This window comes from Streptomyces sp. NPDC002845 (assembly GCF_053591955.1).
The window spans coordinates 2,097-26,628 of record NZ_JBSFUU010000036.1 but is presented as its reverse complement, the minus strand read 5'-3'; the positions used below and the strand labels follow the sequence as shown (position 1 = coordinate 26,628).

The 24,532-nt window shown below is 71.7% G+C and carries 21 protein-coding genes and 3 pseudogenes; 10 read left to right on the top strand and 14 right to left on the bottom strand.

Annotation, left to right across the window (positions count from 1 at the left end; all coding sequences use genetic code 11):
• Positions 1–118 precede the first annotated feature (118 nt).
• The gene (locus tag ACWD3C_RS25510; RefSeq protein ID WP_451147669.1) at positions 119–841 is read left to right on the top strand and encodes a crotonase/enoyl-CoA hydratase family protein; all 723 of its coding nucleotides are present in this window, start codon (positions 119–121) and stop codon (positions 839–841) included.
• Between the two features lie 69 nt (positions 842–910).
• Positions 911–1,654 carry an HAD family hydrolase gene (locus ACWD3C_RS25505; protein WP_451147797.1) on the top strand — a complete coding sequence of 248 codons (744 nt, stop codon included), beginning with the start codon at positions 911–913 and terminating at the stop codon, positions 1,652–1,654.
• Between the two features lie 81 nt (positions 1,655–1,735).
• On the opposite strand, the gene ACWD3C_RS25500 is transcribed toward ACWD3C_RS25505, so the two are convergent.
• From ACWD3C_RS25500 to ACWD3C_RS25485, 4 genes are all read right to left on the bottom strand, one after another.
• Positions 1,736–3,259: a CAP domain-containing protein gene (locus ACWD3C_RS25500; RefSeq protein ID WP_451147667.1), complete on the bottom strand. Its 1,524-nt coding sequence runs from the start codon at positions 3,257–3,259 to the stop codon at positions 1,736–1,738.
• Positions 3,260–3,299: 40 nt separating this feature from the next.
• Entirely contained in the window at positions 3,300–3,590 is a 291-nt protein-coding gene (locus tag ACWD3C_RS25495; protein WP_451147665.1) for a DUF1232 domain-containing protein, read from the bottom strand.
• Between the two features lie 75 nt (positions 3,591–3,665).
• On the bottom strand, positions 3,666–4,049 hold the full coding sequence (locus ACWD3C_RS25490; RefSeq protein WP_451147664.1) for a hypothetical protein: 384 nt from the start codon (positions 4,047–4,049) through the stop codon (positions 3,666–3,668).
• 293 nt (positions 4,050–4,342) lie between these two features.
• Positions 4,343–5,278: a MurR/RpiR family transcriptional regulator gene (locus ACWD3C_RS25485; protein ID WP_451147663.1), complete on the bottom strand. Its 936-nt coding sequence runs from the start codon at positions 5,276–5,278 to the stop codon at positions 4,343–4,345.
• Positions 5,279–5,504: 226 nt separating this feature from the next.
• Here ACWD3C_RS25485 and ACWD3C_RS25480 point away from each other — a divergent pair, with 226 nt between their 5' ends.
• The 4 genes and pseudogenes from ACWD3C_RS25480 (at position 5,505) to ACWD3C_RS25465 (ending at position 8,578) form a co-directional block, all read left to right on the top strand.
• A complete protein-coding gene (locus tag ACWD3C_RS25480) occupies positions 5,505–5,909 on the top strand; it encodes a hypothetical protein (protein WP_451147662.1) in 405 nt (134 codons plus the stop codon).
• A gap of 252 nt (positions 5,910–6,161) precedes the next feature.
• Positions 6,162–6,791 (top strand): annotated as a pseudogene (locus tag ACWD3C_RS25475) (amidohydrolase family protein); the annotation flags it as partial.
• A 102-nt stretch (positions 6,792–6,893) separates the two neighbouring features.
• Positions 6,894–7,787 carry an LLM class F420-dependent oxidoreductase gene (locus ACWD3C_RS25470; RefSeq protein WP_451147661.1) on the top strand — a complete coding sequence of 298 codons (894 nt, stop codon included), beginning with the start codon at positions 6,894–6,896 and terminating at the stop codon, positions 7,785–7,787.
• A gap of 227 nt (positions 7,788–8,014) precedes the next feature.
• Complete coding sequence (locus ACWD3C_RS25465; RefSeq protein ID WP_451147660.1) at positions 8,015–8,578, top strand: DoxX family protein; 564 nt, start codon at positions 8,015–8,017, stop codon at positions 8,576–8,578.
• 441 nt (positions 8,579–9,019) lie between these two features.
• Here ACWD3C_RS25465 and ACWD3C_RS25460 read toward each other — a convergent pair whose 3' ends face one another.
• The 6 genes and pseudogenes from ACWD3C_RS25460 to ACWD3C_RS25435 all read right to left on the bottom strand — a co-directional run.
• Positions 9,020–9,502, bottom strand: coding sequence for a nitroreductase family deazaflavin-dependent oxidoreductase (locus ACWD3C_RS25460; RefSeq protein ID WP_451147659.1), 483 nt, complete (start codon positions 9,500–9,502; stop codon positions 9,020–9,022).
• 60 nt (positions 9,503–9,562) lie between these two features.
• Complete coding sequence (locus tag ACWD3C_RS25455) at positions 9,563–10,120, bottom strand: TetR/AcrR family transcriptional regulator (protein ID WP_451147658.1); 558 nt, start codon at positions 10,118–10,120, stop codon at positions 9,563–9,565.
• A 222-nt stretch (positions 10,121–10,342) separates the two neighbouring features.
• Positions 10,343–11,551: a 4-hydroxybenzoate 3-monooxygenase gene (locus tag ACWD3C_RS25450; protein WP_451147657.1), complete on the bottom strand. Its 1,209-nt coding sequence runs from the start codon at positions 11,549–11,551 to the stop codon at positions 10,343–10,345.
• A gap of 150 nt (positions 11,552–11,701) precedes the next feature.
• Positions 11,702–11,993 (bottom strand): annotated as a pseudogene (locus ACWD3C_RS25445) (UBP-type zinc finger domain-containing protein).
• Positions 11,994–12,042: 49 nt separating this feature from the next.
• A complete protein-coding gene (locus ACWD3C_RS25440; RefSeq protein ID WP_451147656.1) occupies positions 12,043–12,513 on the bottom strand; it encodes a sensor histidine kinase in 471 nt (156 codons plus the stop codon).
• 200 nt (positions 12,514–12,713) lie between these two features.
• Positions 12,714–13,525: pseudogene (locus ACWD3C_RS25435) on the bottom strand (response regulator); the annotation flags it as partial.
• Positions 13,526–13,673: 148 nt separating this feature from the next.
• Between ACWD3C_RS25435 and ACWD3C_RS25430 the strand changes: the two are divergent.
• Entirely contained in the window at positions 13,674–14,546 is an 873-nt protein-coding gene (locus tag ACWD3C_RS25430; protein WP_451147654.1) for a universal stress protein, read from the top strand.
• On the opposite strand, the gene ACWD3C_RS25425 is transcribed toward ACWD3C_RS25430, so the two are convergent.
• The 3 genes from ACWD3C_RS25425 to ACWD3C_RS25415 all read right to left on the bottom strand — a co-directional run bounded on the left by ACWD3C_RS25425 (position 14,507) and on the right by ACWD3C_RS25415 (position 20,492).
• A complete protein-coding gene (locus ACWD3C_RS25425) occupies positions 14,507–15,787 on the bottom strand; it encodes a DUF4032 domain-containing protein (RefSeq protein ID WP_451147653.1) in 1,281 nt (426 codons plus the stop codon). The two genes, ACWD3C_RS25430 and ACWD3C_RS25425, sit on opposite strands and share 40 nt — an antisense overlap.
• 160 nt (positions 15,788–15,947) lie before the next feature.
• A complete protein-coding gene (locus ACWD3C_RS25420) occupies positions 15,948–18,449 on the bottom strand; it encodes a SpoIIE family protein phosphatase (protein WP_451147651.1) in 2,502 nt (833 codons plus the stop codon).
• Positions 18,450–18,575: 126 nt separating this feature from the next.
• Positions 18,576–20,492, bottom strand: coding sequence for an AMP-dependent synthetase/ligase (locus ACWD3C_RS25415; RefSeq protein ID WP_451147649.1), 1,917 nt, complete (start codon positions 20,490–20,492; stop codon positions 18,576–18,578).
• A 409-nt stretch (positions 20,493–20,901) separates the two neighbouring features.
• Here ACWD3C_RS25415 and ACWD3C_RS25410 point away from each other — a divergent pair, with 409 nt between their 5' ends.
• Positions 20,902–21,435 carry a hypothetical protein gene (locus ACWD3C_RS25410; RefSeq protein ID WP_451147647.1) on the top strand — a complete coding sequence of 178 codons (534 nt, stop codon included), beginning with the start codon at positions 20,902–20,904 and terminating at the stop codon, positions 21,433–21,435.
• Here the strand turns inward: ACWD3C_RS25410 and ACWD3C_RS25405 are convergent.
• Positions 21,389–21,622, bottom strand: a complete 234-nt coding sequence (locus tag ACWD3C_RS25405) for an AAC(3) family N-acetyltransferase (protein WP_451147645.1) — start codon at positions 21,620–21,622, stop codon at positions 21,389–21,391. The genes ACWD3C_RS25410 and ACWD3C_RS25405 overlap by 47 nt on opposite strands.
• A gap of 321 nt (positions 21,623–21,943) precedes the next feature.
• Between ACWD3C_RS25405 and ACWD3C_RS25400 the strand changes: the two genes are divergently transcribed.
• Both ACWD3C_RS25400 and ACWD3C_RS25395 read left to right on the top strand, forming a co-directional pair.
• The gene (locus ACWD3C_RS25400) at positions 21,944–22,129 is read left to right on the top strand and encodes an FxSxx-COOH cyclophane-containing RiPP peptide (protein ID WP_451147643.1); all 186 of its coding nucleotides are present in this window, start codon (positions 21,944–21,946) and stop codon (positions 22,127–22,129) included.
• Between the two features lie 257 nt (positions 22,130–22,386).
• Positions 22,387–24,426 carry a DUF1996 domain-containing protein gene (locus ACWD3C_RS25395; RefSeq protein WP_451147641.1) on the top strand — a complete coding sequence of 680 codons (2,040 nt, stop codon included), beginning with the start codon at positions 22,387–22,389 and terminating at the stop codon, positions 24,424–24,426.
• Positions 24,427–24,532 lie beyond the last annotated feature (106 nt).

Genomic DNA, 24,532 nt, shown 5'->3' with positions numbered 1-24,532 from the left:
CACTCCCAGCGACTCGGTCGGGGTCTGTGCAGCCGTCGGCGTGGCCCGTATCTCAGCGAGCGATAAGTAGGTGAACCAGAGTTCGAGCACACCCGCCCAGAGCCGAGGGGACCGCACCGTGAGCCGTGTGCTGACCGACTTCTCCGACGGCGTCGCCGTCGTCACGATCAACCGTCCCGAGGTCCGCAACGCGATCGACTCCGAGGTGGCGGGGCTGCTCGCCCGGGCGATGGACGAAGTGGACGCACGCGCCGACATCGTCGTGGGCGTCCTCACCGGAGCCGGCGGCACGTTCTGCGCGGGCATGGACCTCAAGGCGTACCTCCGCGGCGAGCGCCCCTCGATCGAAGAGCGTGGCTTCGCCGGAATCACCGAACGGCCTCCGAGCAAACCGCTGATCGCCGCCGTCGAGGGCTGGGCGCTGGTCGGCGGCTGCGAACTCGCCCTGGCCGCGGACCTGATCGTCGCCGCGCCCGGCGTCAGGTTCGGGCTGCCCGAGGTCAAACGCGGCCTGGCCGCGACAGCCGGCGGACTGCTGCGGCTGCCGAAGGCGCTGCCGTACCAGCTGGCCATGGAGGCCGCGCTCACCGGCGACCCGCTGACCGCCGAGGCCGCCCACGCCCTCATGGGCGCCCGCGAACTGGCCGCCCGCATCGCCGCCAACGGCCCGCTCGCGGTCCGCGCGTCCAAGCAGGTCGTGTCGATGTCCCGCGGCTACCTCGACGCCGAGGCGTACGCCCGGCAACGGCAGATCACCGCCCCCGTCCTCGACTCGGCCGACGCCCGCGAAGGCGCCCGCGCCTTCACCGAGAAACGCGCCCCTGTCTGGCGCGGAGAATGACCAACGCCAGACACCCCGGCCGCGCCCGCCGGACCGGGCCGCTGGGGGATCGTGGACCGTATGACAGAGATGACCGAGCTCGGTCTGCCCAAGTCCATCCTGGCCTGCCTCTTCGACCTCGACGGGGTCATCACCAAGACCGCCGTCGTCCACGCGGCCGCGTGGAAGCGGACGTTCGACGCTTTTCTGCGAGCACGTGACGGCGCGGACTTCCGGCCCTTCGACGACGTCACGGACTACGACGAGTACGTGGACGGCCTGCCCCGCGCCGACGGCGTCCGCACCTTCCTCGCCTCCCGCGGCATCGAACTCCCCGAGGGCGGCCCCGACGACCCGCCCGACGCCGAGACGGTCCACGGCATCGGCAACCGCAAGAACGAACTGCTGCTGGACCTGATCCGCACCGAGGGCGTCGAGGCGTACGACAGCACCCTGCGCTACGTCGAGGCCGTCCGCGCCCACGGTCTGCGCACCGCCGTCGTCTCCTCCAGCGCCAACTGCCAGGGCATCCTGCGCTCGGTCGGAGTGGAGCACCTGTTCGACGTACGCATCGACGGTGTCATCGCCGCCGAACGGCGGCTGCCCGGCAAACCCCGCCCCGACACCTTTCTCGCCGCCGCCCGCGACCTCGGCGCCGAACCGTCCCGGGCCGCCGTGTTCGAGGATGCCCTGGCCGGCATGGACGCCGGGCGCTCGGGCCACTTCGGATACGTCGTCGGCGTGGACCGCGCCGACCAGGCGGACGCACTGCGCGCGCACGGCGCCGACCACGTCGTACGGGATCTCGACGAACTGCTGGGGAAGAGCGCGTGATGAATCTGCCACCCCCTACACCCTGCACCTTGCCGCGAGCGCGTGCCCAACTCGGCCTGAAGGGGGCGCACGCCGGAGGCCTCAGGCGCCGAACAGCTGTGTCCAGTACGTGCCCGCCGATCCGCCTCCGGCGAAGCCGATGCCTATGTGGGTGAAGTCGGGCTTGAGGATGTTGGCCCGGTGGCCGGGGCTGTCCATCCAGCCGCGGACGACCTCGGCGGGGGAGCGCTGACCGCAGGCGATGTTCTCACCGATCGTGCGCCGGGTGGAGCCCGCGGCGGCCGCCCGGTGCCAGGGCTCGCTGCCGTCGGGAGAGGTGTGCGAGTAGAAGGCACGGGCCACCATGTCGGCGCTGTGCGCCTGCGCCGCGGTGGTGAGGTACGGGTCGGCGGCAAGCGGCGGCAGACCCGCCCCGGCCCGCTCGGCGTTGGTGAGCGCTATGACCTCGGCGGCCGTCCGCTCCAGCCCTGCCGGGGTGAAGGGCCGGGCCCACAACGCCGTCCAGTACACGGTCCCGGAGCGCGGTTCGGCGACGTACCCCACCCCGGCCTCGCTGAACGCGGGCTCGCACAGTGTGGCGCGGGACTGCTCGGCCGACAGGCAGTACTCCACGAACTCGGCCGGCGTCCGCGGGCCGGAGACCAGGTGCTCGCCGACGGTGAGGTACGCGTATCCGCCCGCGGTGAGCCGTTGGTACATGGAGACCCCGTCCGGCCCTTCGGCGGTGAGGCGCCCCCGCGCGGCCATCCGGGCGGCGTGCTCCCGCGCGGCCGCCGTGAGCCGTGCGTCGAGTACGACGGGAGGCGAACCGGCCGAGGCCCGCGCGGAGTTGACAAGCCCGAGCAGACCGTCCGGGTCGGGCACGGGGCCCGGCATCCGGGAGCTGTCCTGCCGCGGGACGGAACGCGAGATGGGGGAGTGGGCCGGTTCCGCCGTGGCTCCCGGCCTGCCGAAGCCCCGCAGACCGGTCACCGCTCTCGGCAACCGCAGGCCACGTCGGCCGGGCCCCGCTCCTGGCACCCGGCGGCTGTCCGCGGCGGTGGGCGCGGGTGCGGCACCCGGATGCGGCTGTGAGCCCACCGGACGTGGCTGTGAGCCCGCTGCCACACTGCCCGTCGGCTCGGCCTCCTCCAGGACGTCGACCCCGAAGTCCCGAGCGATGCCCGCCAGCCCTTCCGCGTACCCCTGCCCCAGGGCCCGCAGCTTCCAGCCGGGACCCCGGCGGTAGACCTCCGCGAGCAGCAGCACGGTCTCCCGCTCCGGCCGGGGCGGGGTGAACCGGGCGACGAGGCGTCCGCCGGGCCCGGTGACGTGCAGCGTCGGCGTGGGCAACTGCCCGAGCGGAGTGCCGGGGTCGGCGGGGCTGACGACCAGGGTGACGCGGCTCGCCCCGTTCCGCAGCGCCGGCGGATCGACGGTGAGCCCGTCGCCGAGGAGGCGGGCCCCGGGTGCGGCCGGCTGGTTGTAGAACACGAAGTCGCCGTCCCCGCGCACCTTCCCGCTGTCGTCGGTGATGAGCGCGGACACGTCGAAGGGCCCCGGCACCCGGAGTGTCAGGGTGCTGCCGGGCAGGGGCAGATTGCCCCCGGGAACCAGATCGCTCATACGTGCCGCCTGTCGGGTTGACCGTCAGCCGGACAACGTCTCACTCGCGCAGGACAGTTCCCGCGTCCTCGTCCCGCGCGGCCCGCATCGACCTGAGCGCCAGCAGCAGAACCCCGATGTCGTCCAGGTACACGGGATCGGGCAGCAGATCGGCCGGGAGTACGAGATAGAGCACGGCACCCCAGAACACCCACCGCGGCCCGGTCGGCAACCCGGCACGTCGCAACTCGCGCCGCGTCCGTACGAGCCGCAGCAGCAACACGACCGCTATGCCGAGAACAACGGCGGCGAGCACCACGGCAACGACGACGACCCACGCCCAGGAATCCACGACCTAGGTCTTCCCACGACAACGGTTCCTATTGCGCAACGGTTGCTATTGTCCGGCCCGCTTGCGCAACGGTTCCTATTGCCCGGCCCGCGCGAGGTTGCTGTCCACCAGCGCCTGACTCACCGCCCGAATACTCCGGGCGATGTGGTTGAGTTGCATCACTTCCGCCGCGTACATCTTGATCGTGTGCTCGATGACCGACTCGGTGAGCCCGAGCCCGGGCAGCTCGGCCCGCGCGGTCTGCAGGGCCGTGCGAGCGACCCGGATCTCGTGCTGGACCTGGATCTGCGCGTGCCGGGCGAGCAGTACGGGGTGACGCATCATCGCCGGATAGCTGCCGTAGCGGGCCGGCACCAACTCGCGCAGCCACTTGGCCGCGGACCGCTCCCAGTCGTAACTGCCGGGTGTCTTGACCTGACACGGCCAGTCCGAGCTGATCGGCGAGTAGGTGAGGGCCATGATCATCGCTCCGGTCTTACATCGACGCCAGGGGTGGGGAGTCCGGGTGGCCCCGGCCTAGGGGATGACCGGGGCCACCACGCCCGGGGCGCCGTGGCGGGCAGGAGCGGACGGTCCCGGGCGGACGACGTGTCCCGGCGTCCCACCGGGTCACGACCCGCGAGCAGTATTTATATATACCGATGAGTTTGCAAGGACATGAAAAAATTCATGCTGGACATGGTGTGAATAATCCTGTGATGCGGTGCTGAAGAGGGATGCGCCGGACGGGCCTCCCGCCCCCGTGGAGCGCTTCAGTCTCGCAGGAAGAACTGGTGCTGCTCGGCGCTCTGCTCGTACTCCTCCAGCCGGGCCTGCGTGCGCTCGGGGTCGGCGTCGGTCATGGCCTGGAGCAGCGCCGCGGACATGACGACGGGCGCCGAGTAGGAGTCGAAGACCAGACGGGAGCCGGTTCCGGTGGCGAAGACGACGTCGGCCCCGTCCGCGAGCGGGCCGAGCCCCAGGTCGGTGACCAGGGCGACCTTCAGCCCCGCGCCCCGGGCGACCTGCAGGGCGGTGAGCGTCTCGTGGGCGTGCCGCGGCATCGAGAAGGCCAGCACCCAGGTGCCCCCTGCCTCCCGCGACTGCAGTAGCGCGTCGTATGCGACGGTGTCGCCCCGCGTCACCAGCCGTACGTCCGGATGGATACGGCGTGCGGCGTACCCGAAGTACTCGGCCAGCGCCCCGGAGATCCGCAGCCCCAGCACCGTCAGCGGCGTCGACCGCGACAGAGCCCGCCCGACCTCGATCACCTGGTCCGGGTCGGCGAAGTCGCGCCGCAGGTTCTCCAGGTTGGTGATCTCGGCGTCCACCGCTGCCTGGAGTTCATTGCTGCGGTACTCCGTGTCCTCCGCGAGCGAGCCGCCGGGCGCGCTGCCGAGGGTGCTGAGGGCGATGGCCTGGAGCCTCTCCCGCAGGGCCGGGTAACCGCTGAAGCCCACGGCGGCGGCGAACCGGGTGACCGAGGGCTGGCTCACCCCGACGCGCTCCGCGAGATCGGTGATCGACAGGAACGCGGCCTCGGTGATGTGCTCGATCAGGTACTGGGCGATCCGCCGCTGCCCCGGGGAGAGCCGGGGCCCGTCGAACAGCTCCCTGAGCCGGGACGTGGGGGCCGCTTCCTCCCCGGGGGCCGTCCGACCCGAGGTGATCGCAGATGCCTGTGCGCGTGCCTGCTGCGGCGATGGCACCCGAGCGCCTTCTTCGTCTCCCACGACCACTCAACATAGCCGACGGGCCGTGTTGACCAGGGCATGCAGAGCGGCACGGGGGCAGGGGACCGGCATGCACCGGCCTGTTTCGGCCGCATCCCTGGGGTACCCGGATCGTGCCGTCGAGATCGCCTTCGGAGCACGCGTCCAGGACACGCGTTCAGAACGGGTATCCGGATCAGGTATCCAGACCAGGGAGGACCCCGTGACTCTGCCCCGGCTTCCCGTGTCACACGTCCAGGTCGTCGTCAGTGACTGCTCCGCCGAGGACGCCGGACGCCTGTTCGCCGCCCTGTGCACGCAATTCGCCTCCGACCGCGGCGCCCACGACGAACCGCACGAGACCCCCTGGGACCGCCCCACCGTGTGGACCGGCACCTTCGACCTCTCCGGCGAAACCGGGAACGTGCCCCACCCCGAACCGCTGACGGGACCGGTCATGGCCGAGGTCCAGGGCAGCCCCCTCGCCGTACGGCGGCTGCGGCGCGTGCTGGAGGAGAACTTCGCCGTCCACGAAGTGGGCCACATCGCCGGTGACCAGGAGGTCGAGGTCGAACTGCGACTCGAAGCACCCGGGACCGTCACGCCCCCTCCGGACATGGCGGGTTGAACCCCCGAGGATGCACGTCACACCGGTGACGTAGGACGCGCCACGGTGTGTCGGGCGCGCCCGACAGGGTCAGTGCGGACCGATGCCGGTGGGTGTGGAACGAATGTGTCGACAAGTCCAGGGCCGTACACCTGCACAACAAGACCACCGGCCAGAAAGCCACGTGCGGCCCGGCTCAGCTCGACAGGATGCTGACCGAAGCCCGCACCCGTACGCCGTGGCTACGTGAGGGCTCGTCGGTTCCCCAGCAGCGTCGAGAGCTACAGCGCGCGAGGCGTCCGTTTCTCCCTCGTCGCCACCCCGTTCACCGCCGCCCCGTTCACCGCCGCGCCGCTCCTCGGCGCGGACCCCTCCCTCGCCGACGACCCCCGCGTCACTGCGGTGACGCCCCCGTGGGACGCAGCCGCCGTACGCCGGTCCGGGACCGTGCCGCCGACTCTGGCCCAACTCGCCACCCTGCGCACGGAGACCGACATCTACCGACGCGTCCTGGCCACCGGTGGCATCGTGGCCCTCGGCACCGACCAGCCCCTCGTCCCCGTCGGCCTCGCCCTCCACCTTGGCCGGCGCGCCCTGTACCGGGGCGGTCTGTCCCCGGCCCGGGCACTGCGCACCGCGACCGTCCTGCCCCCCCGCCTCTTCGGCCTCGACCGTGATCTCGGCACGGTCGAGCCGGGCAGGCTCGCCGACCTCACGATCGTCGACGGCGACCCGTTCACGGACTTCCGCAGCCTCGTCCGTACGGTCTCGGTCCTCCGGGGCGGAGTGCCGTACGCCACCGAGGACTTGGTGGCAGCCTTCACCCCGTCGGCCGGCGCGCGAGCGACTGGCTGGGTTGGGATCGGTCGGCTGATGCGGCGGGACGGTTGCCGCGACGCATGACCGGGGGCGGAATTATCTTGAGGGGTCCTCCGGTTGGCAGTTGCTGTACCAGTCGCCACGGCAGCCTCGGCACGGCGCCGAGCACGGAGGGAACCGGAACCCATGAACGACGTCACGACCCCGGAACGCGGCAGCGGCACCCTGAAGGAGACCGTCGGACGGTACGGCGTCTGGAGCGCCGGTCTGCGCTCCGAGGACCCGGCAGGGCGCGGCGAACGTGCCGAGGCCGCGGCCGAACTGGAGCAACTCGGCTTCGGCGCCGTCTGGTTGGGCGGCAACAGCGCGGCCGGGCATGCCGCACCTCTTGTCGAGGCGGCCTCCCGGCTCACCGTGGCCACCGGTATCCAGAGCATCTGGCAGTACGACGCCACCGACAGCGCGGCCGGCTTCGCCGAGCTGGAGGCGGCCCACCCCGGCCGCTTCCTGCTCGGCCTCGGCGTCAGCCACGCCAAGCTCGCGGACCGGTACCGCCGCCCGTACGCGGCCATGGTCGGCTATCTGGACGCCCTGGACGCCGCCGGGGTGCCTGCCGGGCGGCGGGTCCTGGCCGCGCTCGGCCCGAAGATGCTGCAGCTGTCGCGCGACCGGGCCGCCGGTTCGCACCCGTACCTCGTCACCCCCGAGCACACCGCCCAGGCCCGCGAGACACTGGGCGATTCCCCGCTGCTGGCACCGGAGCTGAAGGTCGTCCTGGAGACGGACCCGGACCGCGCCCGCACCATCGCCCGCGACTACCTCTCCTTCTATCTCGGCCTGCCGAACTACACCAACAGCTTCCTGCGCCTCGGCTTCACCGAGGACGACTTCGCGGACGGCGGCAGCGACCGCCTGATCGACGCGGTCTACGCCTGGGGCGACGACGACCGCATCCGCACGCGCATTGACGCCTTCCACGCGGCCGGCGCCGACCATGTCGCCCTGCAGGTCGTCGACGACGGACCGCGCGACGCCCTCCCCCGGCCGGCGTGGCGCCGTCTGGCGGATCTGCTGAGCTGACTCGACGTTGACTCGACGGCGTGCCGGACCCACCGGCACGCCGTCGGCGTTAGGAGAGAGGGAAGCTGCGGAAGGAGCTGCCCGGCGGTGTCAATGTCGAGCCGGACGACCACGGGCTCGGGTGCTCGCGGGGCGCCCCTCGGCGTGGTTGTTAGAAATTTGGAGCATCTGTTAGGGTCAAAGTGCCACTTGAAAGTTCAACTATGCACTCCGAAAGGCCGTCGCCTATGACCTCCCTGCTCGACACCGGCGTTGTCACTTCCCGTCACTCCTCCTCCGCCGCAGGGGAAAACGTTTCGCCGAACCATGACGTGGCGTTGCTCGTCATGCGCCTCGCGCTGGGCTTCCTCCTGATCGGGCACGGCACGCAGAAGCTGTTCGGCTGGTTCGGGGGCGGCGGCATCGAGGGCACCGGCCAGTTCTTCGAACTGAGCGGTTTCCCGGCCGCCAGGACCATGGCGCTCGTCGCCGGGCTCACCGAGACCCTGGGCGGGCTGGGCCTCGCCCTCGGCCTGCTCACTCCGCTGGCCGGGGCCGCCGTCTTCGGGACGATGCTCAACGCGATGGCCGTGAACTGGGCCGGCGGCTTCTTCATGATGGACCAGGACGGGGGAGTGGAGCTCGACGTCCTGGTGGCCGCCGGTGCCGCCGCGCTGGTGCTGGCCGGGCCCGGCCGCTTCGCCGCCGACCGCTTCCTGCCCGTCCTGCGTACCCACCGACCCGCGTACGGAATCGCCGCGCTGGTACTCGGTGCCGTGACGGCCGGTGTCGTCCTGCTCGTCCGCAACTAAGCCTGAATCCACCGATGCCCATGAAGGGCGGCCTACGTCTTCCCAGGTCACCGGCCCTTCGGGGGGTAATCGATCTCCACCTGGGAGGTGAAGGCGCGGAGTGGCTCGATCTGGCCGCTGACTTGGACGAAAGCTGCGCGGACCCGGTTTCGTCGGTGGATTCAGGCTAAGCGCTCCGCTGGAAGTCCGGTGCCTCATCTGCGGGTCCGTCGTGGCTGGTCACGCCCCGCGGCGGAGCCGCATATGTACACAGCCCCGCGCCCCGGACTTCGCCTGGCCCGCTCAGCGCGACAACCAGGTCCGATCATCCCGGCGCCCGCCGTCGGTGCGGCGCCCAGGCAAGACATCGGCTGTAAGGCCTGAGGGTGGCCCGCACCGACGTGCTCGGCTTCGCCGCCGGGTACCAGGTGCCCGGCCCCAAGATCCCCGACAGGGCCGAGCTCAGGTCCGCGGGATGAACCGAACGAAGGGGATACGCTCCCCGACGCTCCGGAAGTCCGCCTCCGAACCGTCGACCGAGAAGCCCATCAGCCGGGGAAGGAGCAGCTTGGCCGCCACACGGTGCCGGGCCGCATACCGGGCGAAGATCTCCGCCCCCTCGTCCGCGGGGAGCGGCACGCCCCTCACCGGCATTGTGCGCCGGCCGACCTGGATGGTGACGTCCGGCGTGTGGAGCACGTTGCGGTACCACGCGGCGGTAGGTCCCCACCCGGACGCGACCACGTAACTGCCCTCGTCGGCATCGTGGTCGACGACCTCCAGGATGACCTGGCGCCGCTTGCCGGTGGCCCTGCCGATGTGGTTGACGAGCATGATGCGACGGCCGAACAGCCATCCCAGACCCATCCGGTAGAGATGGATCGGCAGCCGGAAGAGCAGCCGCTTCACACCTGTCGGCGGTCGAACCCTCTTGACGATCTCCATGACTACGCTCCCTCGATCTTCAATGGACGCCGGTGACGCTGGTCGTCACGCCTGCCGTGCTCAACCGACGAGCCTGCGCAGGACGGCCCCCATCGGCCCGGTGTCCGGGGCGACACCCAGCCCGCGTTGCAGCAGCAGTCCGTCGACCGCGGCCACCAGAGCGGCGGCGGTCTCCTCGGGCGCGGCCACTCCCCGCTCACCCAGCCGGCGGCCGAACCGCTGCCGGAACCCCTCGACCACGTCGGCGACCTGTCGGCGCAGCTGCTCGTCCCGAGTGGCTGCCAGGTACGTCTCGGTGAACAGCAGCGACAGCGGATCCGCCCCGGTGTAACGGTCCACCGACGCGAGCATCGCATCGACTGCGTCGGCCGGGGTGCGCGCGGCGTCGAGGAAGGCGTCCAGCTCGGCCAGCACCTGCTGCATGGCGCCGACCACAGCCTCGTTCAGCAGCGCCTTCAAGGACGGGAAGTGGTAGTGCACCACGCTTGGTGTCACCCCGGCGCGTTCGGCCAGGACGCGTGTACTCACCGCGGTCCAGCCGCGCTCGGGGATGAGTTCGGCCGCAGCGGACAGCAACCGCTGCCGTACCTCGCGCCCTTGTGCCGCCGAAGAGACCATGGCATTCCTCCCGTCAGGACGATTGCCCTGAACAGTCGATCTGTACGACTGCCCTGACAGTAGAACGCAGGTGAGCCGGGCACAAGTAGGGGGCTTCTGCCGGCGAGGTCGGCCAACCCCGTTCGCTGCCGGCGAGGCGCTGCGATGTGTGCTTCGGCGCACGCTCGCGCCAGGAGACCTCCACAGCGTCTCGCTGGGCTCGGTCCGCCTGTCAAGCTGGTGCTAGTGGTCGGTGTCCTTGCCGAGGAACAGCTCGGCGAAGCTCGTCGCCGCCTCGCGCGAGCCGAGGATCCGTCGCAGCCGGGCGGCCGCCGCCCCCGCCCGGAACGGATCGCCGGACGACGGGCCGTGCAGCAGCTCGGCCAGCCACTGCGAGAACTCCTGGTAGTGCCAGACCCGCCGCAGACAGGCCTCCGAGTAGCCGCGCAGCCCGCTGTGGTCCCCCTTGCCGCAGTACGCGACGAGCGCGTCGCCGAGCAGCAGCGCGTCGTGCAGCGCGAGGTTCATTCCCTTCGCGGCGATCGGCGCCACCAGGTGCGCCGAGTCGCCCGCGAGGTACAGCCGCCCGTACGTCATCGGCTCGACGACGAAGTTGTGCATGTCGAGCACGCGCTTCTCGATCAGCTTCCCCTCGGTGAGCGGCGGGGCGCCGTCCACCGTCAGGCGGGCGCGCAGCTCGGACCACACCCGCTCGTACGGCCAGTTCTCCGGGTCGTCGCCCGGTGGGACCTCCAGGTAGTAGCGGGTCACCTCGGGGCTGCGGGCCATGTGACCGGCGAAGCCGCGCGGATGCACCCCGAGGATCACGCAGTCGGAGGACGGCGGCGCCTCGGCCAGCAGCGCGAGCCAGCCGACCCCGTGGTCGTGCCGGGCGATGACGTGCTCCGCCGGTACGGCCGCGCGCGTCACCCCGCGGGCGCCGTCGCACCCGGCGACGAACTCGCAGCGCAGAACCCGCCGTTCACCGGTCTCCGGATCGGTGTACGACACCGAGGGCCGGCCGCCGTCGAGGCCGTGCAGCTCCACATCGCGTACGCCGAACCGGATGTCGCCGCCCCGGACGTCCGCGTACTCCCGCACCAGGTCGGTCACCAGCAGCGGCTGCGGATAGACGTAGTGACGGTGACCGGTGAACTCGGTGTACCGGAACCGTTGCCGTTCCCCGGAGAAGCGGAACTCGAACTCCTGGTGCGTCGGCGCCCGTTCGACGATCCGGTCGGCCAGCCCGCGTCGCTCCAGAGCGCGCACGGCCCACTCCTCCAGGAAGCCCGCGCGCGGCCGCTGTTCGATGAACTCCCGGCTCTCGGCCTCCAGCACGACACAGTCGACGGAGGCGGCCCGAAGGATGTTGGCGACGGTCAGCCCGGCGGGCCCCGCGCCCACGATGACGACGGGGACGTGCTGGTCCGGTGTGGGGGAGGGGGTGGTCACCCGACCATTATGGCGGCGCCCGACGCGGCCCGTTTCCCCAATTGCCGCCGGAGTCCGTCCTGTTGCCGCCGGGGACCGGCCGGCCTCGTGCCGGCCGTGCGGTCACTCGCCGGCCACATGGTCCACGAGATCCGGCGACTGAGCGAGCGCCTAACTCCGCAGCGTCTCCGCCCAGTTCGCGGGGACGCGTCCGGCCGGTCCCGGGGCGGGCTGGTCCGCGGGACGGCTGAGCGAGGTCGGGGCCGGACTCGTACAACTCGGAGGTGTCGTAGTTCCAGAACCAGCTCTCGCCGGGCTCGTCACTGCGGACCAGGGGATGGCCGGTCTCCCGCGCGTGCGCGGTGGCGTGCTGGGCGGGGGAGGAGTCGCAGCAGCCGATGTGGCCGCACTGGGCGCAGCGCCGCAGATGGAACCACCAGCCGTCGGCCGCCTCGCACTCCAGGCAGCCCGGGCCGCTCGGCGGGACGCCTGGTCGATTCCCGCGTGCAGGGTCATGACGCCTCCTCGGGCGTGTCGGGGTCCGGGGCGGCCAGCGGGAGCAGCACTTGGAATCGCGTGTCGCCCGGCAGGGAGCGCACTTCGAGATGCCCGTGGTGCTTGTTGACGACGATGCGCCAGGAGATGTCGAGGCCGAGCCCCGTGCCCTGCCCGACCGGCTTGGTGGTGAAGAACGGGTCGAAGATCCGGCCCTTGATGTCCGCGGGCACCCCGGGCCCGGTGTCGCGGAACTCCACCAGCAGCCAGTCGTGTTCGAGGGCCGTGCGCACGGTCGGCGTGCCCTCCCCGCCGCCCTCGTCGATCGCCGCGACCTCGTTGTCGATGAGGTTGGTCCACACCTGGTTGAGCTCGCCCGGGTAGGCCGGGATGCGGGGGAGGGCGCGGTCGTACTCCTTGACCACGGTGATCCGCTCGCCGATCTTCCCGGACAGCATCATCAGGGTGCTGTCGAGGAGTTCGTGCACGTCGGCGACCTGGTACGGAGCCCGGTCGAGCTGCGAGTACTGCCTGGCCGCGTCGACGAGGCTGGAGATACGGGTGGTGGAGTCCCCGACTCGTCCATCAACAGCTCGGTCTCGACGGTGTAGTTGAGCCACCGTATGGCGCCTTCGAGGGTCTGCTCGTCCACGGCGGCCGCGACCTGGTCCAGCCAGTCGGTGTCGAGCCCGGCCTGCCCGCCGGTCGCCGACCGCTCCACGAGCGCGGTCCGCAGCCCCTCGGACGCCCCGTACACGGCGGCGCCGAGCCCGGCGGGCCCGCCGCCGATGACGACCAGGTCGTAGAACTCGGCGGCCGGCGTGGTCGCGAGCCCCACCCGCGCGGCCAGCTCCGGATCCTCGGGCGCGATCAGCGGCGTACCGTCCGGGGTGACGACGAGCGGCAGTCGCTCCCCGTCCGTCCCGGCCGCGGCGAGCAGCCGGCGGCCCTCCGGCTCGTCGGACGAGTACCAGCGGTACGCACCTGATTGCGCGCCAGGAACTCCCGCACACCCGACGAACGGGCCGACCACCGGTGCCCGACCACCTTCGTGGTGCCCACGCACCGCCGGCCGGCGGCCCGCCATGCCTGGAGCAGATCGTCGACGACGGGGTAGAGCTTCTCCTCGGGCGGATCCCACGGCTTGAGCAGGTAATGGTCGAGATCGATCACATTGATCGCGTCGATGGCCGCGTTCGTGTCCGCGTACGCGGTCAGCAGCACCCGCCGCGCCTCGGGATACACGTCGAGGGCCTGCTCCAGGAACTCGATCCCGTTCATCCGCGGCATCCGGTAGTCCGCCAGGATCACCGCCACCTGATCGCCGCGCAGCTTCAGCTCCCGCAGTGCTTCGAGCGCGGCCTCGCCGGACTCCGCCCGCACGATCCGGTACGACTCGCCGTAGCGTCGGCGCAGGTCGCGGGCGACGGCCCGCGACACCCCCGGATCGTCGTCCACGGTCAGAATGACGTTCCGTGCCGGACCGGCATCCCGTGCCATACGTCTCCCACTCCGCCGAGCCTGTCGGCGTCTCGCGCTCCGCTCATCGTATGGTCGTCCGGCTTGTTTCGCTCCGGAACTCAGGTGCACTCCGTGTACTGGGGGAGGTGCGATACGACATCGACTTCAGCGAGGGAAAGGCAGCCGTATGACCCGCCCGATCACCGTAGGCGTGGACGGATCACCGGAGAGCGCGGCCGCCGCGGCCTGGGCCGGCCGGGAGGCCGTCCGCCGCGCACTGCCCCTGCGTCTCGTGCACGCCTGGCAGTGGGAACCGCAGGACGTGGCCGTGGCCGCCGACCGGGAGACCCAGGAGCGGTGGGCGCGTGAAGCCCTGCGGGAGGCCGAGCGGACCGCCGCCGCACGCCACCCGGGCCTCACCGTGACCGCCCAGCTGCTGGGCGGCAGCGCCGTCGAGAACCTCGTCGCCGAGGCGGCCGAGGCCGAGCTGCTCGTGCTGGGCTCGCGCGGGCACGGGGCGATCGTCGGCTTCCTCCTGGGCTCGGTCGGCCAGCAGGTCATCGCCGAGGCCGCGCGCCCCGTTCTCCTGGTCCGCTTCGACGACCGGCCCGAGGCCGAGGCGGGTGGCCGCGAGATCGTCGTCGGCCAGCACGGCGCCCCCGACGACAGCGCCGCGGCCCTGCGCTTCGCCTTCGAGACGGCGGCCGCACGCGGCGCCGGGGTGCGTGCCGTACGGGCCTGGAGCCTGCCCCCGGTGTTCGGCTACAGCCCCGGCTCGCTGAAGCTGGCCGACGAGGCCGGCGGTTTGGAGCCGTACGAGAAGCAGGCCCTCGGCGAGGCGCTGCGGCCCTGGCGGGAACGGTTCCCCGACGTGCCCGTGACCGAGCACGTGGAGATCGGCAGCGCGGCCCAGGTGCTGCTGTCGGTGGCGGGCGGGGCCCAGCTGATCGTGGCCGGACGCCGCGCCCACCGCCGGGCCGTGGGATCACGCATCGGCTCGGTGGCCCACGCGCTCGTGCATCACGCGCCCTGCCCGGTGGCCGTCGTACCGCCCTGCTGAGCCGGCTCTCCCTCGGCCGGGGCGGGCAGGCCCGCGCGGACCTTGGGCAGGATGTTCGTGAGGTAGTCCTCGACGGCCGTGTCGAGGCCGATGTCGTGCTGCGCGCGCTCCGACAGGTACCAGCGGTGCTCCAGGAGCTGGTGGTACAGCTCCGCGGGGTCCATCTGGCCGCGCAGCTCCAGCGGTACAGCCCGTACGGTCGGCCGGAACACGTCCCGGACCCAGCGGTGCGCCAGCACCTCCGGGCGGGCCGCGAGGGGATCGCCGGGCGCGTAGTCGTCCTGGGTGGCCATCCAGCTCTCCAGGTCGTTCAGCAGCCGCCGCGCCTGGTTCTCCTCCGTGTCCAGCCCCGTCAGCCGCAGCAGCTGCCGCTGATGGTGGCCCGCGTCGACGACCTTGGGCACGAAGGTGACCGTGTCGCCGTTCGAGGAGTGCTCGATCTGCATCTCGGCGACGTCGAAGCCGAGGTCGTTGAGGCGGCGGATGCGGCGCTCGATGTAGTGGTACTTGCCCGCCGGATACACGGAGGTCCGGGTGAGCTCCCGCCACAGCCCCTGGTAGCGCGCGCAGATCTCGGTGCCGAAGTCGATCGGGTCCACCGACGGGTGCAGCGCCCCGGACGCCTCCAGGTCCAGCAGCTCCCCGCTGATGTTGACGCGCGCGAGATCGAGGTCGTAGTCGCGCTGCCCGTCGCTGAGTCTCGGGTGCAGCTCCCCGGTCTCCGCGTCCACCAGATACGCGGCGAACGCGCCCGCGTCCCGCCGGAACAGTGTGTTGGACAGCGAACAGTCACCCCACGCGAACCCGGTCAGGTGCAGCCGCACCAGCAGCACGGCCAGCGCGTCCATCAGCCGGTGCATGGTGGCCGGGCGCATCGTGGTCTCGAACATGGCCCGGTACGGCATGGAGCCGCCGAGGTGACGCGTGATGAGTACGGGTTCCAGGGGCGCCCCGTCGCCGTCGGCGCGGCCGGTCACCACGGCCAGCGGGTCCACCGCCGGGATGCCGATCCGGTCGAGGCCCCGCAGCAGCTCGAACTCCCGCACCGCGGGCCGCTCGGCGAGCTCCTTGACCGCCACGACCTCCGCACCGGCACGGGCGTAGCGCACCACGTGCCGTGAGATACCGCGCGGCAGCGGCACCAGATGGTGCTCCGGCCACTCCTCCAGGGGCAGGTGCCACGGCAGTTCGAGCAGCAGCGCGGGGTGTTCGGGGTTGGTGGCGCTGATCTGCAGTGCCATGGGTGTCCTGCCCTCGTCTCACGGTCGTGCGTCGGATGTCCGGGGAGCATCTCCGCACTTGGAGGGCCGTTTCGTCAACCGACGGGTGTCAGCGCCTGTGTCATGTCCCCGGCCGGGCGCACGCCGCCTGGCACGCACGCTCGGAACATGACACAGGCGCTCACTCGCCGTCCCGGCGGCGTGTGGTGAGCAGGACCGCGATGTCGTCGGGCCGGTCGGCGGTCCGGCGGGCCTTGTCGGTGAGTTCGTCCGCGACACCGGCCAGGGGCGCGGCGCCCGGCCCGGCGGCATGCGCGCCCGCCCGGGACAGCACCGCGCGCAGGGCCTCGATGCCCTCGTCGATGTCGGCCCCCGGCCGCTCGACCAGCCCGTCGGTGTACAGCGCCAGGACGGCCCCCGGCTCCAGCCGGAACTCCGTCACCGGATAGCGGGCCTGCGCGTCGACGCCGAGCACCACACCGCCGGCCAGGTCCAGGACGTCGGTGCGGCCGTCGGGGCGGCGCAGCAGGGGCTGCGGGTGCCCGGCGCGGGTGGCCCGGGCGAGCCCCGTGACCGGATCGAGCCGGATGTAGCAGCAGCTGGCGAACTGGCCCGGGTCCAGATCGATCAGCAGCCGGTTGGTGCCGCTCATCACCTCGTCCGGCGGATGGTCGCCCAGCGCGAACGCCCGTACCGCACTGCGCAGTTGACCCATGGTCGCCGCGGCCTGCACACCCCGGCCCTGGACGTCGCCGATGACCAGGGCCAGTCCGTCGCCGACCTCGACGACGTCGTACCAGTCACCGCCCACGTCGATGCCCTGCGTGCCGGGCAGATACCGCCCGGCCGTCTCCACCCGCGGATGCGACGCCAGGCGGTGCGGCAGCAGGGCCTCCTGCAGACCCCGGGCGAGCATCGCCTCGGTGTCGTAGCGCCGGGCCCGCTCCAGGGCCTGGGCGATGAGCCCGGCGAGCGCGGTGAGCACCGTACGCTCCTCGCCGCTGAAGCCGCGGGACCGGTCGAAGCCCAGGATGCAGGAGCCGACCGGCCGCCCGGAGGCGATCAGCGGCAGGAAGGCCCGTGCCCCCTCGGTGGCGTCCAGCGGGATGCCCGGATAGGCCTCGGCGAGTTGCTGCATCGACTCGAAGAACAGCGGGCGGCCGGTGGTGAGCGCCTCGACCCCCGGCAGCTGGGCGTCCAGCCCCACCCCGTCGAAGGGGGCCAGGAACCCCTTCGGGAACCCGGTCTCCCAGGCCAGGTACAGCCGCCGCTCCTGCAGCAGATAGATGGCCAGCCGGCGGCCGCCGAACGCGGGCAGCAGCTCACGCATCACGACCTCGGAGACCTGGCGGGCCGTCACCGCCTCGGACAGGGCGATGGCGAGCACGATCGGCCGGTACACCGGGGCCATCGAGGCGACCCCGTTCACGGTCGGCGTGTCCTCCACGGGGGCGGCCGCCGCGGTGTCCGCGACCTGGCCCAGGGGCACCACCCGGCAGGTCAGGATGTCCGGGCCCGGATGCACCGACAGCGCCAGCCAGTCGCCGTCGTCCTGGTGCCGCAGCGTCCCGCGGAAGCCCGTCCGGGGCCGCCGCGCCTGGAAGTGCACCGGCTCCGTGGACAGCAGCGCGCACCGCAGATGGTCCTCGTACGCGGACCGGCCCAGCCACGGCACGGCCTCCCACAGCGGCCGCCCGAGCAGCTCGGCGCGCGCCCGTCCCAGCAGCTCGGCGGCGCGCGGATTGACGTAGGTGATCAGGCCCAGCCGGTCGAAGGCGAACACCCCGTCCGGCAGCAGGTCGGCCGCGCTGTCGGCCGCCGGTCCCGGTCCCGGATCGACGACCAGCCCGTTCACCCGGTGTGCCCCGGACGCCGTGTCCTCGGCCCAGAACTCCAGCAGCCGCAGCCGCCCGTCCGCGGCCCGCACCCGCACGGGCTGCCCGGGAGGGTGCCCGGCCGCCGTGTCGTCGAGGGCCTCCAGCACCAGCCGGGCGTCGTCGGCGGCCACGGCGTCGGCGAACGCCTCAGGTGTCCCGGACAGCTTGCCCGGTGAGGCGCCGGCCAGGGCCAGCAGGGCGTCGTCGGCGGTCACCGTCGCGCTCGCCGGGTCCCAGGTGAAGTGCCCGATGTGCCCCGCCGGAGGGCCCAGGGCCGGCGGCCTTACAGTCAGCGGGTCCTCGTCCCAGACGACGGGGTCCCCGGCGTTCTCCAGCTCCAGCAGAGCGGCGCCCAGCTCGTCCGCCACCGCCGTGAGCCGGTCGGCGCCGGACAGCAGGTCCGGGGCGTCCGGGGCCGAGGGACGCAGCACCGTCAGCACCCCGTACACCGCGGAGCCGCCCACCACGGGGATGTACGCCGAGCCGAACCGGAACGGCAGACTCGCCGCGAGCTGCGGATAGCGGCGCATCATCTCCGTGGCGTCGCCGAGCACCACCCGTACGCCGATTTTGTAGGCGTCCGCGACGGGGAACGGCCGGTCGGCGTGCATCTGCCACCACGGGCGGAACATCGGCCCGGGCAGCCCGGCGAGCACCGAGAGCCGCAGCAGTCCCGGCGTACTGGAGCGCAGGTAAACGCCCCCCGCGCAGCCGCCGACCGCCCGGACGGCGTCCGCCACCGCGTCGGTGAGTGCTGTCGTCGGCCTCCCGGGCGCCGGGTCATCGCGCTCGGTGCTCCTATGCATCGCTCTGCCTTCGTCCGGCCAACACAGCAAGAATGCGCCACCCTCACCCGGCCGCGCATCCGGACGCCGCAACCAGGGGTCGGGCGCCTACCGGCCGCTGTCGGCCCGGGGCCGACAGCGGTCCTGTCACCGCACCCGGCGGAACACGTCGTCGGAGTCCTCCCAGCTGTGGAACTCCTCCGGCACGCTCCGCCAGGCCGTACGGGTGGAAGTCTCGTACATCGCCTCGATGTCGTCCGCGTACTGCCGCACGATGGCGTCCCTGCGCAGCTTCATCGACGGCGTCATCATCCCGTTGGCCAGATCGAAGGGTTCCGGCAGGATACGGAACACCCGAATGGACTCGGAACGCGACACGGTGCTGTTGGCCGCGGCGATGGCGCGCATGACCTCCTGCCGCAGCGCGTTCTCCTCCCGCGTCTCCCGGCGCGACATGTCCGGGTCCTGGGCGAACAGCAGCCCGCGCCAGTGCGAGACGAAATCGGGGTCGAGCGTGATCAGGGCTCCCACGCAGGGCCGGTTGTCGCCCACGACGACCGCCTGGTGGATGAGCGGGTGCATGCGCAGGCGCTGCTCCAGTGCCGCCGGAGCCACGCTCTTGCCGCTGCTGGTGACGATGACGTCCTTCTTGCGCCCCGTGATCGACAGATACCCCTCGGTGTCGAGGCGCCCGAGATCACCGGTGGCCAGCCAGCCGTCCCGCAGCACCGCCCCGGTGGCGGCGTCGTCGTTGACGTACCCCTGGAACACCGAGGGCCCGCGGACCATGATCTCCCCGTCCTCCGCCACGCGTACGTCGACGTCCGGCAGCGGACGCCCCACGGTGGCGAACTTCTCCCGCCCGACCGGCTGCGCGGTGATGCCGCCGCTGGTCTCCGTGAGGCCGTATCCGTCGTGGACGAGGATGCCGATTCCCGCGTAGAAGAGGGCGAGTTCACGGTTCAGGGGCGATCCGCCGGAGCAGCCGCCCTGCACCCGGCCGCCCAGTGCGGCGCGGAGCCTGCGGTACACGGTCCGTTCGTAGAAGGCGTGCTGCAGTCTCAGCTCGACCCCGGGTCCCGGCCCGCGGTCCAGCCGTTGCCGCTCGGTGGCCGCGGCGTACTCCCGGGCCGTGCGCACCGCACGGTCGAACAGCGTGCCCCGGCCCGTCTGCTGGGCCGTTCTGAGGAAATTCTTGTAGAGCTTCTCGAAGAGGGACGGAACGCCGTAGAGGAACGTCGGCCGGAAGGAGAGCAGCGCGGCGCCCAGGGCCTCCTGACGCAGATCGGGCTCGTGCCCCATCAGCGTCCCGCCGCGCAGACAGAGTTCCTGGACCATGAGCCCATAGACATGGGAGAGCGGCAGGAAGGCGAGGACCGCGGCCTGTTGTCCGGGCGGGGCGGTGGTGTGTCCCCAGCCGGCCAGCAGCGTGTCGCAGGGGCTCGCCACACTGCGGTGGGACAGGGCGCAGCCCCGGGGACGCCCGGTCGTGCCGGAGGTGTAGGCGACCACCGCGGTCGAGTCCGGCAGGACGATCCGGCGCAGCGAGTCGACCGTCGTGACCGACACGTTCAGCCCCCGCTCGGTCAGCCGGGGCAGCGCTCCGGCGTCCAGTTGCCAGACGTGCCGCAGCCGGGGCAGCGCGGCGCACAGCGAGCCGACGGTCATCGCGCCCTGCTCGTCCTCGACCACCACGCCGGCGCAGTCCGCGTCCTTGAGGATCCACTCGACCTGGTCGCGCGAGGACGTCGGGTAGACCGGCACGATCTCCGCCCCCACCGCCCACAGGGCGTGGCTGAGCACGGTCCACTCGTAGCGGGTGCGCGCCATGATGGCCACGCGGTTCCCCGGCTGGATCCCGGACGCCACGAACCCCTTGGCCAGCGCGGTCACTTCGTCCCGCAGCTCGACCGCGCTCACCTGCGTCCACGGACCGGCGGCCCCGTCGGGCCGACGCGCGACCAGGGGCAGGCCCGGGTCCCGGACCGCCGTCTCGAAGACACTGTCGGCGAGTCCTCCCACGAGGGTCGATGTGGCCGGTGGAGCAATCCCGAAGTTGCGCATGCGCCGCTCCTGAGCCTTCCCTGCGACGTCGCCGATGGTGCGGGGACCGGCGGTGATCGAAGGTAGCGCATACGACGCACGACCGTGCGCGGAACCGACAAGTAGTTTCACGCCTCTGTCGTCTCGGCTGGTCACCGGCAATGTCCCGTCCGGCCGACGCTTGCGCGAAGCGATCACACGGCCCGGCCGGAAGGCACGGGTGTGCCATGGGCGCGACAATGTGCGCGCCGGACGTGATGTGCGGCACGTGGGCACATACCTCCGCGTACCCGGCGACAGGAATTGTGGCTGGACACGGCTTGATCGCCGATCAAGCAGCGGAAATGCCCTGGCCGCGACGCCTCCCACCCGTTTGACACGATGTCCCGCGCGCGGATAGGAAGCGTTCGGCCCGGGTCGGAGGTGGAAGGTGCGCGTACCCAATGTGATGGGGGACTGGCAGGAGTACGGGGACGGCCATGCCGGTCTGCGGGTTCGCGTCCACGGCCTGGAAAAGACGGAACCTCCGCGCGGGCGCGACGACGCCGCGGAAGGACTGACGTATTTCACATTCCGTGTCACCGTGGAAAACCGCTCGGACACGGTATACGGCATTCATCTCGAAGACGGCCAGCTCGATATCCGCACCGGCCCCGACGGCGAGAGCGCGTACTTCGACTGGCGCAATTCCCAATTCATCGAGGGCTTCGACCTCTACCCCCTGCGCCGGGTCACCGCCGTCTTCTACGCCGCCGCTGCGGAGCCCTCACTCACCCGCGTGGACATCCAGGTCCAGCTGAAGACGGACGAGGAATGGGCCGACCGTCGCCTCTGGTCCGGCGACTTCACGCTCCACGGAGGTCCCGTCGGCACGGGCAACGACACCGACACCGGCGGCGAGGGCCTGGCTTGCCAGGTCAGCACCTTCTTGCGCGGCGAGCCGGAGCAGGGGCCGGGCGCCTGAGCCACTCGGTCGCGTGGGCCACGGCCGGGGCGAGGCCGAGCAGCCGGCTCTCCGCACCGCCGACGCGTCCCCGGGCCACGGCCCCGGTGGCCTCGCAGGACCGGCCCGGCTCGGCGGACGGGGAGGCGTCGAGGGCGACATCGCGGAAGTGGTACCAGGCGCGGCTGTTCCGGTCGTCGGCGACCACGCACGCGTACGGCGCCCACGGCCGCCCGGGAACCCCGGTACTCCGCCAGATGGAAGGCCGTGCACACGTCGTACCCCACACCCCCTACCTCACACCCAGCAGCACCCGTGCGCCGAGCCGTTCGAGCCGGGCCAGCGGCGACCGCTCGCCCAGTCGGCAGTGACCAGCGCCGGCGCCCCTGGCGACACCGCCGGACGTCTCCGTGACGGAAACGCCATTCGGGGCGGGCGACTTTCCATAGGCTCTGCCCGCTGCCGATGACCGGGCGGCACCCGGGGATCACGTGTGCACGGGCACGCACGGCAGACAAGGGCACCGTACGTGCAGAAGGATGTGAGCGGTTCCGAGTTCGTCTCGGTTCTGGTGGACATCGCGGATCTGCCCATGGGACTCCCCGATCTGCCGGACACCGTCCTGGCCGAACAACTGTGCCGCGTCGTCGGCGAGGCACTGAACCCGACGAGCGAGGGCTTCGCCGCGTTCCAACCGGCCCCTCCCGACTCCTGACGTCCGGGGGCTTCGAGCCCCCGGGCCAGCCGTTGCCCGCCGCGTAGGCCGTTGGATGCGCGCCCACCTCAAGACCCCACGTGTGCCCCCTCTGCGGAGGGAGCACACGCATGAGCGCCCGCCGCCGTCGACCACGGCTTCCTGAGAGATTCCCATGAATCTCCGAGGCAATTGAACGCATCGGGCTCCTGTTCCGTATGGGGCGAGGGTTTTCCATGCCTGGCCCGCCATGGGGCAGAGACGTAGAGGAGTTTTCCGTGGGACGCAACAGACGCAGACGCCCAACCGGCGCACGGCGCGCGACCTCTGCGGCGGTCGGGCTGATCCTGGGCGGAAGCGGGCTGGTGGTGGCGAACGTCTACGCGTCCGCGACCGAGACAGGTTCGGGTGGCGAGTCGGTTCAGAACGAGACCGATCGGACCCTGGCTTCGACAGGCTCCACGATCGACTGCCCTGACGTCGGCAGTCAGTTGACGGCGGTGCCGGACCAGGCAAGGCCCGAGGTCGACAAGGAACTCGCGGTCCTGGACCAGCAGATAGCCGCGGCCTACCAGCGGCTGCAGAACTCGGCGCAGGCCATACAGCAGGACAGCGGCTTCGCCGACAGCGCGATCGTCAATCCGCTGAAGGAGAAGCGGGCCGCGACGATCGAGCGGATCGCCATCAGCATCGGCCGCGTGGGAGACCGCCCGCAAGGACTCGAAGCCCTCGCGGCCTGCACACTGCGCGCTTCCGGCAACGAGACCGACCAGACCGGCGGCGAGGAGAACACCGGCCAGGACAACGGCGACCAGGGCAACGGCGGCGAGAACGAAGACGGCCAGAACCAGGGCCAGGGCAGCGAGCAGAACGAGGACGAGCAGCAGGGCGGCAACGGCGGTCAGGCCGGCAACGGGCCCGTGGCCGCGGACTACGCCGACATCACCACCGTCCAGCCCAACGTGCGGAGCCCGCGCCTCAAGGGCGACGCCTCACGAGGCACCTTCACCACCAGCTGCGGTGTGAACGCCAATGGCCTGTTCAACTCCGACAACATCATCGTCGCCCCCGGCGTGACGAACGGCGCCCACCACTTCCACGACTACATCGGCAACCAGGCCAACAACGCCTTCGCCAGCGACGAGGATCTGGCGAACGCCGACACGACCTGTGAGAACGAGGGCGACAAGTCCACGTACTACTGGCCCGTGCTGCGCCTGCAGAACGGCACCCAGGAACGGGACGCCGACTCGCCCGGCGGCGGGATCGAGGGCAACGCCGGTGAGATCGTCACGGCAAAGCAGGTCACGCTGACGTTCGTGGGCAGCCCGCAGGGCAAGGTCACGGCCATGCCGCGGCTGCTGCGCATCATCACCGGCGACGCAAAGGCGTTCGTCAACGGCACCGCCAACGCCAACGCCTCATGGAGCTGCACCGGCTTCGAGGACCGGCAGCTGAAGGACAAGTACCCGCTCTGCCCCGACGGCAGCGACGTGGTCCGCACCTTCAAGTTCCAGAGCTGCTGGGACGGCCGGAACATCGACAGCGCCAACCACCGCACCCACGTGGCGTTCGCCGACGCCGAAGGCAAGTGCGGGGAGGGCTTCCAGGCCATTCCGCAGCTGGTGCAGCGCATCGTCTACGACGTCGACGCGCCGAGCCTCGAAGACGGCGGACGGACGGTCCCGCTGTTCGCGGTGGACTCCTTCCCCGAGCAGTTGCACAAGCCGGTCACGGACCACGGCGATTTCATCAACGTCTTCGACGAAGACCTCATGCGGGACATGGTCGACTGCATCAACGGCGGCCGACACTGCGACGCCGGCTCCGACACGGGTTCCGACCCCGGCCCCGGCGCCGGTGAGGAGCCGCAGGACAAGCCGACGCCGACTCCTGACGCCCCGTCCGGCGGAAACGGCGAAGAATACGGCGAAGGCGACGGCGAGGCGAACTCCGGCAACACCGGGGGCAAGGACACGCCCGACACCGAAGAACCGGCAGGCGTCGGTTCACCCACCGCCCGCGGCAGTGCAAACCCCAAGGCCTACACGACGCCCCAGGCCGGCCAGAGCGCCCCGGCCACGTCACCGGCGGAGGGCTCGGCCGACGACCAGGGCAGCGAACCGGACAGCGCCGACCAGACCCCGACCGCGGGTACGGAAGCCCCGCCCGCCGAGGCAGGCTCGGGGACCGAACCGCAGGCCATCACGGGCGGACTCGCCGAGACGGGAGCACAACTGTGGCCGGCCGCGGCCGGAGGGGTCCTCGTGCTCGCGGGCCTGGTGCTCCTCCGCCGTATCAGGCTCGGTTCCGCGTGACGTCGACCGCGGAGACGGAGAACGTCATATGAGCGGCGGGGGGGGGGGGGCCCCCGGCGCCCCCCCCCCCCACGAGAGGGACGCGGGCCGCGTGGGGGGGCCCGGG